A 14,078-nucleotide genomic window follows, 5' to 3' on the forward strand; every position below is an offset into this window, starting at 1 on the left:
GAACCGTTATGGGAGATCTGGCGCGACTGCCGTTGCTTGAAAAGGCACCCACCACACATGCCGGCCTGCTGGCATGGGTTGAAGAGGTAGCCGAGCTGACCCAGCCGGACCGGATCCACTGGGTAGACGGCTCCGAGGAGGAGAACACCCGGCTCACGGACGAGCTCGTCGAGGCGGGAACGCTGACCCGCCTGAACGAGGAGCTGTTCCCCAAATCCTTCGCGGCATTCTCCGATCCCGCCGATGTGGCCCGCGTGGAAGAGCAGACCTACATCTGCTCCGAAAATGAGCGCGATGCCGGCTTCACCAACAACTGGATGGCTCCGGCAGAAATGAAGGAGAAGCTGCGCGGACTGTTCAGTGGCTCCATGCGCGGCCGCACCATGTACGTCATCCCGTTCGTGATGGGCCACCTCGACGCCGAGGACCCGAAATTCGGCGTGGAGATCACCGACAGCGCCTACGTGGTGGCCTCCATGCGCATCATGGCAACCATCGGCACCCAGGTCCTGGACAAGATCACCGCCACCAACGCCTTCTTCGTCCCCGCCCTGCACTCCCTCGGGGCCCCCCTGGCCCCCGGCCAGGAGGACGTCGCCTGGCCCTGCAACCCGGACAAGTGGATTGTGCACTTCCCGGAAGAGCGCTCCATCTGGTCCTTCGGCTCCGGCTACGGCGGCAACGCCCTGCTGGGCAAGAAGTGCTACGCCCTGCGGATCGCGTCCGTGATGGCCCGCGACGAAGGGTGGCTGGCCGAGCACATGCTCATCCTCAAGCTGACCTCTCCGGAAAAGAAGAACTACTACATCTCCGCGGCCTTCCCTTCCGCCTGCGGCAAGACCAACCTCGCCCTGCTGGATCCGACCATCGAGGGCTGGAAGGTCGAGACCCTCGGCGACGACATCACCTGGATGCGGATCGGCAAGGAAGGCGAACTGCGCGCCACCAACCCGGAGGCCGGCCTGTTCGGTGTTGCCCCCGGCACCGGCTGGGGCACCAACCCGAACGCCATGCGCGCCATCGCCAAGGGCCACAGCATCTTCACCAACGTCGCCCTCACCGACGACGGCGGCGTGTGGTGGGAGGGCATGACCGACGAAACGCCCGCGCACCTCACCGACTGGCAGGGCAACTCCTGGACGCCCGATTCGGACAAGCCCGCAGCGCACCCGAATTCGCGCTTCTGCACACCCATCTCCCAGATCGACATGCTCGCCGAGGAATACTTCAACCCGGAGGGTGTCGAGCTCTCCGCGATCCTGTTCGGCGGCCGCCGCAAGACCACGGTTCCGCTGGTCACCCAGGCCCGCAGCTGGACTAACGGCATCTTCATGGGCTCCACGCTCTCCTCCGAGACGACGGCTGCCGCGGCCGGCCAGGTGGGCGTGCTGCGCCGCGACCCGATGGCCATGCTGCCGTTCATCGGCTACGACGCGGGCGACTACCTGAAGCACTGGATCAGCGTCTCCGGCAAGGCGAACCCGGAACGCCTGCCGCACATCTTCCTGGTCAACTGGTTCCGCCGCACGGCCGACGGCGACTTCGCCTGGCCCGGCTTCGGCGACAACGCCCGCGTCCTGAAGTGGGCCATCGAGCGCCTCGAAGGCAAGGCGGAGGCCGTCGAGACCCCCATCGGCTTCGTGCCGGCCGGGCACTCGCTGGACGTCTCCGGCCTGGACCTGACGCACGCCCACGTGGAGGACGCCGTCCGCGTGGACCGCGAGGAGTGGGACGCCGAGCTCGCCTCGATCGAGGAGTGGTACGCCAAGTTTGGTGATTCTCTCCCCGATGCCCTGCGGGCAGAGTTGGAAGGCCTGAAGGAGCGGATGGCGGAGCACTAACAGCCAACCGACTCCCGGTGGGGCATATCGGCGGCCCCGCACCTTGTCCAAGGTGCGGGGCCGCCGTCGTACTCTCCTCTGCGCGGGCGCGGGACTTAGGCCCCTAGACCGCGTCGGGGCGCAAGCCTAGGCTCGACGAATCATCAGCCGGCCCGTCCGCCGACTGGAGAGGGAGCTGGGGCAATCTGCGCGCGCGGCCGTGCCCCGAACCTGCTCGCAGCACGCGAGAGCTCAGGAGCTCATCATGCTTGTCACCGACGACATCCAGGCCTTGTCCTCGGCTGTCAGCGGCCCGGTCGCCTTGCCGGACAGTCCCGAATTCGCGGCCGAGACGTTCGCGTTCAACGCCGGCACCGTCCATCGTCCCGACGTCGTGCTCGGGGCCGAAAACGCGCAGGACGTCGCCACCGGCGTGAAATGGGCCGCCGCACGCCGGCTCCCGGTCGCGGTCCAATCCACCGGGCACGGCGCGAACTTTGCGATTGACGGCGGCCTGCTCATCACCACGCGGCGCCTGCAGGACCTGCAGATCGATCCGGATAAACGGACCGCCAGGGTGGGGGCCGGTGTGAAGTGGCGGAGCGTTTTGGAAGCGAGTGTGCCGCAGGGGCTGATCCCGCTGCACGGCTCAAGCACTGACGTCGGCGTGGTCGGCTACACGCTCGGCGGCGGGCTCCCTGTGCTGGGACGCGCCCATGGGTTCGCTGCGGAGCAGGTCCGCAGCATGGAGCTTGTGACGGCTGACGGCGTGTCCCGCCGGATCGACGCCGAGACCGAAGCCGAGCTCTTCGCGCTGATGTGCGGAGGAAAGGGCAATTTCGGGATCGTCACCGCCCTCGAGTTCAATCTCTTCCCCTTGGGGGATTTCTACGGCGGCGCGATCTTTTATCCCGGGGCGGACGCGGACTCCATCCTGGCGGCGTTCCGCGAGTGGCTGCCCACGCTTCCTGACCAAGCGTCCCCCTCGATCTCCCTGCTGCGCCTTCCGGACATGGAATTCGTTCCCCCGCCGCTCCGGAACCAGTTCGTGGTGCACCTGCGCTTCGCATTCCCCGGGAACCGCGAGGATGGCGACCCGCTTCTGGCGCCGATGCGCGCGGTTTCGGCACCTTTGATGGACACTGTGGGCCCGATGGACTATCTGGACGTCGACCAGATCCACATGGATCCGATGGATCCGCTCCCATACATGGAGGGCGGAGTGCTCCTGAAAGATTTCGGCGAAAAGGCGGTGGCGGCTCTGCTCGAGCTGGCCGGCCAGGACTCGGGCTGTCCGCTGATCATGATCGAAGTCCGCCCGCTCGGAGGGGCGCTGGCCAAGGGCCGGGCCCTGGCGGACGCCGTGTCCGGGCGGGACGCCGCGTTCCTTCTGTTCCTTGTCGGGATCAACGCACCGCCCGCGGCCGAGGCGTCCCACGCATCCATGCGCGGGATCCTGGCCGCGATGGCGCCCCACTCAACCGGATCTACGCTGGTCAATTTCCACGGCGAGCCCGGCGACGAGGCCGACCGGGCCCGGGCATGGTCGCCCGCCGTCTACGAAAGAATGCGGGCCGCCAAGGCCACCTACGACCCCGGCAACCTCCTGCGGTTTGGCCATGCGATCACCGGAGTGTCGTCCGCGACCTGACCGGTCCGGACTGGGCTGCGCGGGCCGGTTAGCGACGACGGCGGCCCGCACCTTTGTTACGAAAGGTGCGGGCCGCCGTCGAACTCTCATCGTCTGCTCCGCAACAGCCCTTTTGAACCCTCTAAAGGGCCGTTGCGGAGCAACCGATGGGTACTTTAGCTGGCGAGCCAGATGTCCGGGCCGAAGACCTCGTAGTGGATCCTGGTTGCCGGGATGCCGGCGTTGATGGCCTCGTTGCGGATGTTCTTCATAAACGGCAGCGGGCCGCAGAGGTACAGTGACGCGTTGGCCGGCAGGTCCACCTCGCGCAGGGACATAAAGCCTTCCCGGGTCCCGTCGACCGGCTGCTCGAGCCAGAGCTGGAGGTCGGCACCGTCCAGGCGTTCGACGTCGTCCGTCATCTGGGAGCGCAGCGCCCAGGAGTCCAGGGTGCTTTCGGCGTGCAGGACCAGGACCTGGCGGTCGGAGCCGGCGTCGGCGAGGGAGCGCAGGATGGAGGCGGTGGGCGTGCAGCCGATGCCGGCGGAGGCCAGCACCACGGGGCCGTCGCCGTCTTTGAGCGTGATCTCGCCGTAGGGGTTGGAGATCTCGAGGATGTCGCCCACCTCGACGTTGTTGTGCAGCACGGGTGAGACCTCGCCGCCGTCGTCCTTCTTGGTGGTGAAGCTGCGGCTGGTGCCGGCGTCGCCGGAGAGCGAGTACTGGCGGACCTGGCGCAGCCCGTCCGGGAGGGTGACCTTGACGCTGACGTACTGTCCGGGCAGGGCGGAGGTGATGGGGGTGTCGTCGGCGGGCTCCAGGGTGAAGGTCATGGAGCCGGTGCCGGCGGGGGTCTTGGCGGCGACCCGCCACGGGCTCCACATGGTGCCGTTGGCCTGCGCCGCGTAGAGGCCCTTTTCGAGCTTGATCAGCGCGTCTGCCATGAGCCAGTAGACCTCGGTCCAGGCCTCGGCGATTTCCGGGGTGATGACCTCGGCGAGGTCCTCGGCGATGGCGGCAAAGAGGTGCTCGTAGACCACCTGGTACTGGGGTTCGGTGATGCCGAGGGAGGCGTGGCGGTGGGCGATGCGGGCCAGCACGGTCTCCGGCAGGGTCCCCGGGTTGTTGACCAGGTGGGTGGCGAAAGCGGCGATGCTTCCGGCCAGGGCCTGCTGCTGGTTGCCGTTGCGCTGGTTGGAGCGGCTGAAGAGCCCGTCGAGGAGTTCAGGGTGCGCCGCGAAGAGGCGGGCGTAGAACTTGGGGGTGATCTCACCGATCCGGGAACCGACCAGCGGGAGGGTGGCCTCGATGACGGGGAAGGACTTGTCCGAGAGCATGTTGACTCCTGAGATAGTGGCCCGGGGTCTGCGACCGGACCGGTTCAAATACCCATATTTGAAATGCGAGTATTTATGCCTCAGTTCTACATGAGGTAGAAAACAAGTTCAAATCGAGGGGGCCCCGGGCGTAACGGGGGTGCTCTTAGAGCCCGGGGCGCAAGCCGATGGCCTGGAAAACCGGCGCCATCTGCCGGGATGTGGGCAGCGAGGCGACCACCAGGTCGTCCAGTTCGCGGTAGAAGGCCTCGCGGGCACGGGCGAGTGCCCCGCGCAGGCGGCACTCGGCGATCAGCGGGCAGGTCCCGCCGGCGGCGACGCAGTCCGCCGGGTCCGCGCGCGTGTCCAGCAGGCGCAGCAGCTGGCCCACCGTGGCGGAGCGCCCGGCGCTGCTGAGCCGGGACCCGCCGTTCCGTCCGCGCTCGACGTCGACCATCCCCAGCTCCCGCAGCTTCGCCATCGCCTTGCTGACGTGGTTGTACGGCGTCCCGACGGCGTCGGCGATGCTCTGGGTGGTGAGGAGTCCGCCGTCGGGAGCGGCCGCGAGCACCATCATGGCGCGCAGGCTGACATCCGCGAAGGCGTTGATCTTCATAACACCAGCTTACGGGCGGTCTAGTCCACCCACACGCCGGGCTCGTTCGTATCCGCGGAGAGCTCCCCGAATTCCAGCTCCCGCGTCGCCGGGTTGGCGGCGTACGGCAGGACCGCGGCGAACAGCGACCCGTCCTTGTGCTCCGCGGCCACATGGATGGCGTCCGACGCTTCTTCCAGCAGAGTGATGTCACAGACGACGGCGGCCGCACGGAACTCGTCGCGGTGCTGGCGCAGGAGCTCGGTGAGGTCCCTGATCATGGCGTCGGCGTCGAAATCGGCGTCCGATCCCTCGGCCGCGTCGGCCGGGGTGACGGCCACCAGCCGGACCTCGCCGTCGTTCTGGACCACGAGGGCGAACGGCAGGAACCCGCCGTTACGCTCGAGCTGTTCCTGGGCGGCGCCGACCCCGGTCCCGAGCAGGTTCTCCAGGTCCGTGGCGCTGGCCTCCGGAACGCTGCTGCGCCAAGACCCTGCAGGGGAAGATTCAGAAGGGGAAGATTCAGAAGGGGAAGACTCAGCAGGGGAAGATTCAGAAGGGGAAGATTCAGAACGGGAAGATTCTGCAGGAGCTTCCGCCACGGCCTAGCCCCGGACCAGGGCGAGGACGCGGTCGCGGACGCGGACCATGGTGTCGTTGTCCGTGGCCTCCACGTTCAGGCGCAGGAACGGTTCCGTGTTGGAAGGGCGCAGGTTGAACCAGTAGCTGCCGTCCGTGGCGATGAAGGTGCTGCCGTCCAGGTAGTCCACCTCCACGTCCTCGGTGTGGAAATCGTGCCGGACGCGCTCCACGGCCGCGGCCTTGTCCTCGATTTCGGAGTTGATTTCCCCGGAGGACACGTAGGGCTCGTATTCGCGGCCGAGATCGGACAGCGGGCCGTCCTGCTCGCCGAGGGCCGCGAGGACGTGCATTGCGGCGAGCATGCCCGTGTCCGCGTTCCAGAAGTCGCGGAAGTAGAAGTGGGCAGAGTGCTCGCCGCCGAAGATCGCGCCCTCCGCGGCCATGACGGCCTTGATGAAGGAGTGGCCCACGCGGGTGCGCACTGCCCGGCCGCCGTGGCGTTCCACCAGTTCGGGGACGGCGCGGGAGGTCAGGAGGTTGTGGATGACGGTGGGGTTCGCCTCGCCGAGGCCCTGGGCGCGGGCGATCTCGCGGCGCGCCACCATACCGGTGATCGCGGACGGGGAGACGGGGTCGCCCTTCTCGTCGATGACGAAGCAGCGGTCGGCATCGCCGTCGAACGCCAGCCCGATGTCCGCGCCGTGCTCGACGACGGCGGCCTGCAGGTCGCGCAGGTTCTCCGGTTCCAGCGGGTTGGCGGGGTGGTTGGGGAAGGACCCGTCCAGCTCGAAGTACATGGGCACGATCTCGAGCGGAAGCTTGGGCAGCAGGGCATCGCCCAGCACCGCCGGCGTCGTGAGCCCGGCCATGCCGTTGCCGGCGTCCACCACCACCTTGAGCGGGCGGGAGCCGCGCAGGTCCACCAGGCTGCGGAGGTACTCGGAGTAGCCTTTCAGGACGTCGTGCACGCCGATCAGGCCGCGGGCGGGGGCTGCCGGGATGGACCCGGAGTTGAGGTATTCCTCGGCGCGGGCCTGGATTTCCTTGAGACCGGATTCCGAGGAGATCGGCTCGGCGCCGGCCTTGGCCATCTTGATGCCGTTGTACTCGGCGGGGTTGTGGCTCGCCGTGAAGGTGGCGCCCGCGGCGTTGAGCGCCCCGCACGCGTAGTAGAGCTCATCGGTGGAGATCAGGTCGAGCAGCTGGACGTTGGCGCCGCGCCGGGCGGCGCCTTCGGCGAAGGCCTTGCTGAACTCGGGGGATGAGGGGCGCATGTCGCCGCCGACCAGCACTGTCTGGCCCTCCAGCTGCAGGACGTCGACGAACGCCGCACCCACCGCCTCGACGATTTCGGCGGTGATCGTTTCGCCGACAATGCCGCGCACGTCATAGGCCTTGAAGGAGGCGGAGAGGTCAAAAGTCTTGGTCTGGTCCATAGTCACGCGTCTTATCTTACGGCGAAGCGTTAGCGGGCCGGGGAGGGACACTGCCGCGTTCCACCGGCCGCCGGATCCGCGCTGTGATTGTCCACATAGCAGCCGCCGCGGCTTCGTGGCTGTCGGCGGGGGCTGGGATACTGAACCAATGGCCAATAACCAGAACGCTGCAGTCCTGTCCGCTTCCACCGCTGCCCCCTCAGGTGCGTCGGGGACGCGGGCGCAGGCCCAGGAGGTGCTGCGCGAGCTGGTGGGGCACCCGGCCGCGGAGTTCCACGACGGCCAGTTCGAGGCGATTGAAGCGCTGGTCGACGGCGGCCGCCGCGCCCTCGTGGTGCAGCGCACCGGCTGGGGAAAATCGGCTGTCTATTTCGTCTCGTCCCTGTTGCTGCGGCGCCGAGGCGCCGGGCCCACCCTGATCGTGTCCCCGTTGCTGGCCCTCATGCGGGACCAGGTGGCCGCCGCGGCGCGGGCCGGGGTCCGGGCGGTGGCCATCAACTCCGCCAACCAGCTGGACTGGGACACCGTCCGCGAACAGCTCGCCGCGGACGAGGTCGATGTCCTGCTGGTTTCACCGGAGCGGCTCACCAACCCCTCGTTCCGCGAAAACCAGCTGCCGGAGCTGATCCGCCGCACCGGGCTGCTGGTCATCGACGAAGCGCACTGCATCTCTGACTGGGGCCACGACTTCCGGCCCGACTACCGGCGCATCGCGGACCTCATCACCCAGCTGCCGGACACCGTCCCGGTCCTGGCCACCACGGCCACGGCCAACTCCCGGGTGGTGCACGACATCGAGGAGCAGCTGGGCACCGGCGTGCTGACCATCCGCGGCGCCCTGGGCCGTGAGTCCCTCCGCCTGGGCGTCCTGAGCCTGCCGGACTCCCGCGACCGCCTCGGCTGGCTGCTCACACACCTGCAGGACCTGTCCGGCAGTGGAATCATCTACACGCTGACGGTCTCCGCGGCCGAGGACACCGCACGGCTCCTGGCCGAGGCCGGCCACGAGGTGCTCGCCTACACCGGCCGCACCGACCCCGCCGACCGGGAACGCGCCGAACAGCTCCTCAAGGACAACCAGGTCAAGGCACTCGTGGCCACATCCGCGCTGGGCATGGGCTTCGACAAACCGGACCTCGGGTTCGTGGTGCACCTCGGGGCGCCGTCCTCGCCCGTGGCCTATTACCAACAGGTGGGCCGCGCCGGCCGTGGCGCAGCCAATGCCGACGTGCTCCTGCTCCCCGGGTCCGAGGACCGCGACATCTGGCAGTACTTTGCCACCGCGTCCATGCCCTCGGAGGAAAAGGCCGGTGCAGTCCTCGCGGCGCTCGCCGAGGCGGGGACCGCCGTGTCCACCGTGGCCCTGGAAGCGCGCGTGGACCTGCGCCGGACACCGCTGGAACTGCTCCTGAAGGTGCTGGCGGTGGACGGCGCCGTCGAGCGGGTGGGCGGGGGCTGGCGTTCCACCGGCCGGCCGTGGACCTACGACGCGGAGCGCTACAGCCGGATCGCGGAGGCCCGGGTGGACGAACAGGACTCCATGGTGATCTACCAGGACACGGCGGGCTGCCGGATGGAATACATCACCTCGGTCCTCGACGACGAAACCGCCCGCGCCTGCGGCCGCTGCGACAACTGCGCCGGCCGCTGGTTCCCGGCGGACATTGCCGCCTCGGCCTCGGAAGCGGCGGGCCAGACGCTGAGCCGCGCCGGAATTCCGCTGGAGCCCCGGCTGCAGTGGCCGAGCGGAATGGACCGGCTGGGCGTGCCCGTGAAGGGCAAGATCAAGCCCGAGGAGAGCGTCGCCCCCGGCCGGGCGCTGGCACGGCTGACGGACCTGGGCTGGGGCGGGGCCCTGCGGGAGACCTTCGCCGCCGGAGCCCCGGACCGGACCGTGGACCCGGGCATGCTGCAGGCCTGCGTCCAGGTCCTCCGCGAGTGGGGCGCCGGTGACAGCCGGGCCCCCGGCTGGAGCGGGGCCGGCCGGCCCGCCGCGATCATCAGCGTCCCGTCCCGCGGCAAGCCTGCCCTGGTGGACTCGCTGGCCCGGGGCATCTCGGAGATCGGCCGGATCCCGTATCTGGGGCAGTTGCAGCTGGAGCACGGCGGACCCACCGGCGGCCGCGGCGGCAACAGCGCCTACCGGCTGGCCGGGGTCTGGGACCGCCTCGTTGTGGGGCCGGAGCTGGAAGCGGCCCTGGCCGGGATCCAGGGCCAGAGCGTGATGCTGATTGACGACCTGGTGGACAGCCGCTGGACCGTGACCGTGGCCGGCCGGGCGCTCAGGCTCGCGGGTGCCGGGGCGGTGCTGCCGCTGGTGCTTGGCCAGGCCGGCTGACCTCGGCCCGGGCTCAGCCCAGGGTTTCGGGGTGCGCCGCGGGCGGCCCGGACTCAAGTACGGCCATGGCCGCGTTGTGCCCGCCGATGGCGCTGACGGCCCCGCCGCGGCGCGCGCCGGAGCCGCAGATCAGGATCTGCGGGTCATCCGTCGCGACGCCCCAGCGCTCTGCCGGCGTGGCCAGGGGTGTGGTGTCCTCGATAAAGGGCCAGTCCAGGCCGCCGTGGAAGATGTTGCCGCGCGGCATGCCGACGGCGCGTTCGATGTCGAGGGTGGTCTTGGTTTCGATGCAGGGGTTCCCGTCCGGGCCGGCCAGGAGCAGGTCCTCGATGGGCTCGGCCAGGACCGAGTTCAGGGAGGCCAGAACCGCGGCCTGGAGATCGGCCCGGCGCTGGTCGTTGTTGTCTGCCGTGATCAGGCGGTCCGGGACGTGCAGCCCGAACACGGTAAGGGTCTGCGCGCCGGCTGCCTGCAGTTCCGGGGACAGGATGCTGGGGTCCGTCAGGGAATGGCAGTAGATCTCGCAGGGCAGCGGGTGGGGGACCGCCCCGGCCTCGGCGGCGAGGTAGGCGGCGTCGAGCTGGGACCAGGTCTCATTGATGTGGAAGGTTCCGCCGAACGCCGCTTCCGGGGCGACGCTGTCATCCAGCAGCCGGGGGAGCCGCTTCAGCAGCAGGTTCACTTTGACCTGGGCGCCCTCCCGGAGGTGGTTCGGGTTCCGGGTGGCGGGGGCTGCGGCGCCGCCGGCCTGGCCGGCGGTCCTGAGCCGGTCCAGCACCACCGGGGCCACGTTGGCGAGGACCCACGGGGCGGTGGCGGTGTGCTCTGCCCCGGCGTGCCGGTAGCTGACCACGCCTCCCGGGCCGACGGCGGTGACGTCCGCGGATGTCAGGATGGTCGCGCCCGCCTCGCGGGCCGCGCGTTCCAGTTCCCCGGATACGGCGCCCATGCCGCCCACCGGCACGTCCCAGTCCCCGGTTCCGCCGCCGATCAGGTGGTAGAGGAAGCAGATGTTCTGCTGCAGGTCCTCGTCACCGGCCCGCGCGAAGGTGCCGATCAGGGCGTCCGTCAGCACCACGCCGCGGACCAGGTCGTGCTGGAGCGACGCCGCGATCGCGTCCCCGATGGGCTGCCCGGTCACGGCGTCCCACACGTCCTCCGCGCCGGCCCGCGCGGCGAGGGCCCTGGCCTCGGACCGGGTCGGCAGCGGCGAGGTCATGGTCGGCCAGAGGGCCTCGGTGAGGCGGCGGCACCCGGCGTAGAACTCGGTGAAGGCCTGGAACTCGTGCTCGGGGGCCCCGACGGCGGCGAAGGACGCGGCGGTGGCGGTGGCATCCCCGTTGTCGACCAGCAGGGCGCGGCGGGCGCCGCCGGGGTCCGGGGTGTACGAGGAGTACCGGCGCCGCGCGAGCCGGATGCACAGGCCCAGGTCGTCGATGATCTGCTGCGGCAGGAGGCTGACGAGGTAGGAGTATCGCGAGAGGCGCGCGTCGACGCCGTCGAACGCCCGGGCGGACACCGCGGCACCGCCGGGCTGCTCAAGCTTTTCCAGCAGCAGGACCTTCCGGCCGGCTTTGGACAGGTACGCTGCCGCGGCCAGGCCGTTGTGGCCGCCGCCGACGATGATCGCGTCATACGCTTTGCTGCTGGAAGGCAGGCTGCTCAACAGAGGGTTGCTCGACATGGGCCTATCCTGCCATCCCATCCGCGGGGACGGCGTCAGGTGTCCGGCCCCCGGACGCGGGTCCGGGTATGCGGGTGTCGGGTACGCAAAAGGCCCCGGTCCGTGGACCGGGGCCAAACGCGGAGACGGGGGGATTTGAACCCCCGGTGGAGTTGTGCCCCACACTTCATTAGCAGTGAAGCCCATTCGGCCGCTCTGGCACGTCTCCAATTGCTATTAACTAGCCAACCAAGGATACGCAGAAGGAGCCATGCAGTGCAAAACGGCCAACGCGGGGTCACTTCCGGTCCATCCCGGCCGCGCTCATGGGCGCAGAGTGACCCCGCGTGGCCGGTCCGGGCTCAGGCGCCCCGGCCCGCCAGTGCCCGCCACAGGAAGTGCTGGCTGCGGCTCTGCAGGGCCGCGGCCTGGCGGTTGTCCGAGGCTCCGGCGTGGCCGCCTTCCAGTGCTTCGTGGAACCAGACGTTGGGGATGCCCATCGCCTGCATGCGGGCGGCCATCTTGCGGGCCTGGACCGGGCCCACGCGGTCATCGGACGTCGCGGTCCAGATGAACGCCTCGGGGTAGTCCACCCCGTCCCGGAGCAGGTGGTAGGGCGAGAACGTCTTGATGAACTCCCATTGTTCCGGCACGTCCGGGTCTCCGTATTCGGCAATCCACGAGTAGCCGGCGGACAGCTTGGTGTAGCGGCGCATGTCCAGCAGCGGCACCCCGCAGGAGACGGCGCCGAAGAGTTCCGGGTACTGGGTGAGCATGTTTCCCACCAGCAGGCCGCCGTTGGACCCGCCCACACAGCCGAGCCGGTCCCGGGATGTGACGCCGCGGGAGATCAGGTCTGCCGCCACCGCCGCGAAATCCTCGTAGGCCCGGTGCCGTTTGTCCTGCAGGGCCGCGCGGTGCCACGAGGGGCCGTATTCGCCGCCGCCGCGGATGTTGGCCACCACGTAGACGCCGCCGCGGGTGTGCGGGGCCTCCCCGTTCAGCCCGGCGGACTCCCCGGTGCGGCGCTCCAGCCAGGCCCGGCCGACCGCGCCGCTGTACGCGGGGGTGCGGGAAATCTCGAAGCCGCCGTAGCCGGAGAGCTGCGTCGGGTTCTGGCCGTCCAGGACGAGGTCCTTCGCCGCCACCTGGAAGTACGGCACCCGGGTGCCGTCCCGGGAGACGGCGAAGTGCTGCTGCACCTCGTAGGCCGCCTCATTGAAGAACGACGGCGAGGACCGCACCACCTCGTGGGTGCTCTCCACGCCGCCCGATGCCGCACGCTTCAGGGTCCCGCGGGTGAGGGTGCTGGGCGTTGTGAAGCCGGTGGCGATGAGCCAGAAGTCGTTTCCCGCGCCGGGAGCCTCGGCTTCGGCCACGGGTGCCGCGCCGTCGGTGCCGTCGTCGACCGAGTCGTCGTCGGAGCCGGCGGCGTCCTCGTCGTCGACGGCGTAGGCGTTGACGTCGTGGAGCGGCGGGCAGGCGTCCAGCAGTGTCGAGCCCCAGGCGCTGTCCGTTCCCGGCTGCTGCGGATCGAGGACCCGGATCTCCGAGGAAACGTCGCGGAGCAGGTTCAGCAGCAGGAAGTCCCGCGTCCAGCTCCAGGACTGCAGGGAGGTGTGCTCGTCCGGGGTGAACAGCACCGCCAGGTCCCGGCCGCCGGCCAGGAACTCCTCGAAGCGGGCGGCGAGCAGGGAGCCCGCCGGGTGGGTTGCGCCGCCCACCGTCCAGTCCTTCTGCGGCCGGAACAGCAGCCACTCCCGGTGCGCGCTGACGTTCACGTCCACCGGAACATCCAGCTCCACCCACTGCCCGTCCCGCAGCACGGAGGTGGTCTTCTCGAAGAAGCTGATCCAGTCCACGGCGAACGTCCGCTCGAAACCCGGGGTGGAGTCGTGCGCCACGAGCGCCATCATGTGGTCCTCGGGGACCTCGAACAGCCGCTCCGCCGTGGCCAGGGACCCGCCGCGGGGCAGCTTGACGCCGGTCCGCGCGTAGGAGGACGTGGTGCTGGGCAGGCCCTCCGCCGTGGAGGCGACCAGCAGGGTGTCGGCGTCCAGCCAGGACGCGTTGCCTTTCGCCGTCGGCAGGTCGAACCCGCCGTCCGCCGGGTCCACGAAGGTGCGGGATTCGACGTCGAACTCGCGGTAGCGGTTGGCGTCGCCGCCGTCGGGGGAGAGGGCCAGGAGCGCCCGCCGGTGCGGCTCGCCCTCGGCCGGGCGCAGGAAGCTGGCGCCGTGGAAGACCCATTCTTCGCCTTCCGCTGCGGCCAGCGCGTCCACATCCAGCAGGACTTCCCATTCCGGGGTCCCGCCGCGGTAGCTGTCCCACGTGGTCCGGCGCCACAGGCCCTTCGGGTTGTGCCGGTCCTTCCAGAAGTTGTAGTAGAACCGGCCGTGCTTGCCCACCATCGCGATCCGGTCGGTGGAGTCCAGTACCTCGAGGATGCTGGACTCCAGCGCGGTGTACTCCGCGTCCTCCAGCAGTTCCTCGGTGCGGGCATTCTGTTCCCGGACCCAGGCCAGCTGTTCCTCGCCGTAGATCTCCTCGAGCCAGATGTTCTCGTCGACGGGTTCAGGGGCGGTTGCCGGACGGCCGGACGCGGGCAGGGGAGCAGCTTCAGCGGTGGTCATTTTTCCATCCAAGCAACCCCGGCGCGCCGGGTGCAAGTCAAGCCGGCACCCGCGGAGCCACCGGG

Annotated in this window: 9 protein-coding genes and 1 tRNA gene; 3 read left to right on the top strand and 7 right to left on the bottom strand. The window is 69.5% G+C overall.

What is annotated here, in order from left to right:
* Positions 1–8: 8 nt before the first annotated feature.
* Positions 9–1,841 carry a phosphoenolpyruvate carboxykinase (GTP) gene (locus ACTWQD_RS03835; RefSeq protein ID WP_443194849.1) on the top strand — a complete coding sequence of 611 codons (1,833 nt, stop codon included), beginning with the start codon at positions 9–11 and terminating at the stop codon, positions 1,839–1,841.
* A gap of 244 nt (positions 1,842–2,085) precedes the next feature.
* Positions 2,086–3,471, top strand: coding sequence for an FAD-binding oxidoreductase (locus tag ACTWQD_RS03840; RefSeq protein ID WP_443194850.1), 1,386 nt, complete (start codon positions 2,086–2,088; stop codon positions 3,469–3,471).
* Positions 3,472–3,626: 155 nt separating this feature from the next.
* Here ACTWQD_RS03840 and ACTWQD_RS03845 read toward each other — a convergent pair whose 3' ends face one another.
* The 4 genes from ACTWQD_RS03845 to ACTWQD_RS03860 form a co-directional block, all read right to left on the bottom strand.
* The gene (locus ACTWQD_RS03845; protein WP_443194851.1) at positions 3,627–4,787 is read right to left on the bottom strand and encodes a globin domain-containing protein; all 1,161 of its coding nucleotides are present in this window, start codon (positions 4,785–4,787) and stop codon (positions 3,627–3,629) included.
* A 145-nt stretch (positions 4,788–4,932) separates the two neighbouring features.
* A complete protein-coding gene (locus ACTWQD_RS03850; RefSeq protein WP_066433415.1) occupies positions 4,933–5,382 on the bottom strand; it encodes an RrF2 family transcriptional regulator in 450 nt (149 codons plus the stop codon).
* Positions 5,383–5,402: 20 nt separating this feature from the next.
* Positions 5,403–5,813 (bottom strand): hypothetical protein, encoded by a 411-nt coding sequence (locus ACTWQD_RS03855; protein WP_443194920.1) that lies wholly within the window; start codon positions 5,811–5,813, stop codon positions 5,403–5,405.
* A gap of 153 nt (positions 5,814–5,966) precedes the next feature.
* The gene (locus ACTWQD_RS03860; protein WP_443194852.1) at positions 5,967–7,385 is read right to left on the bottom strand and encodes a phosphomannomutase/phosphoglucomutase; all 1,419 of its coding nucleotides are present in this window, start codon (positions 7,383–7,385) and stop codon (positions 5,967–5,969) included.
* Between the two features lie 142 nt (positions 7,386–7,527).
* On the opposite strand from ACTWQD_RS03860, the gene ACTWQD_RS03865 reads away from it, so the two are divergent.
* Positions 7,528–9,717, top strand: coding sequence for a RecQ family ATP-dependent DNA helicase (locus ACTWQD_RS03865; protein ID WP_443194853.1), 2,190 nt, complete (start codon positions 7,528–7,530; stop codon positions 9,715–9,717).
* 13 nt (positions 9,718–9,730) lie between these two features.
* Here the strand turns inward: ACTWQD_RS03865 and ACTWQD_RS03870 are convergent, their stop codons facing one another.
* The 3 genes from ACTWQD_RS03870 to ACTWQD_RS03880 form a co-directional block, all read right to left on the bottom strand.
* Complete coding sequence (locus ACTWQD_RS03870) at positions 9,731–11,401, bottom strand: phytoene desaturase family protein (RefSeq protein WP_443194854.1); 1,671 nt, start codon at positions 11,399–11,401, stop codon at positions 9,731–9,733.
* A 120-nt stretch (positions 11,402–11,521) separates the two neighbouring features.
* Positions 11,522–11,609 (bottom strand) — tRNA-Ser (locus ACTWQD_RS03875).
* Positions 11,610–11,742: 133 nt separating this feature from the next.
* Positions 11,743–14,013: a prolyl oligopeptidase family serine peptidase gene (locus tag ACTWQD_RS03880; protein WP_443194855.1), complete on the bottom strand. Its 2,271-nt coding sequence runs from the start codon at positions 14,011–14,013 to the stop codon at positions 11,743–11,745.
* Between the last annotated feature and the right edge of the window lie 65 nt (positions 14,014–14,078).

Source organism: Pseudarthrobacter sp. 1C304 (assembly GCF_052245515.1).
Classification (GTDB): Bacteria; Actinomycetota; Actinomycetes; order Actinomycetales; family Micrococcaceae; genus Arthrobacter.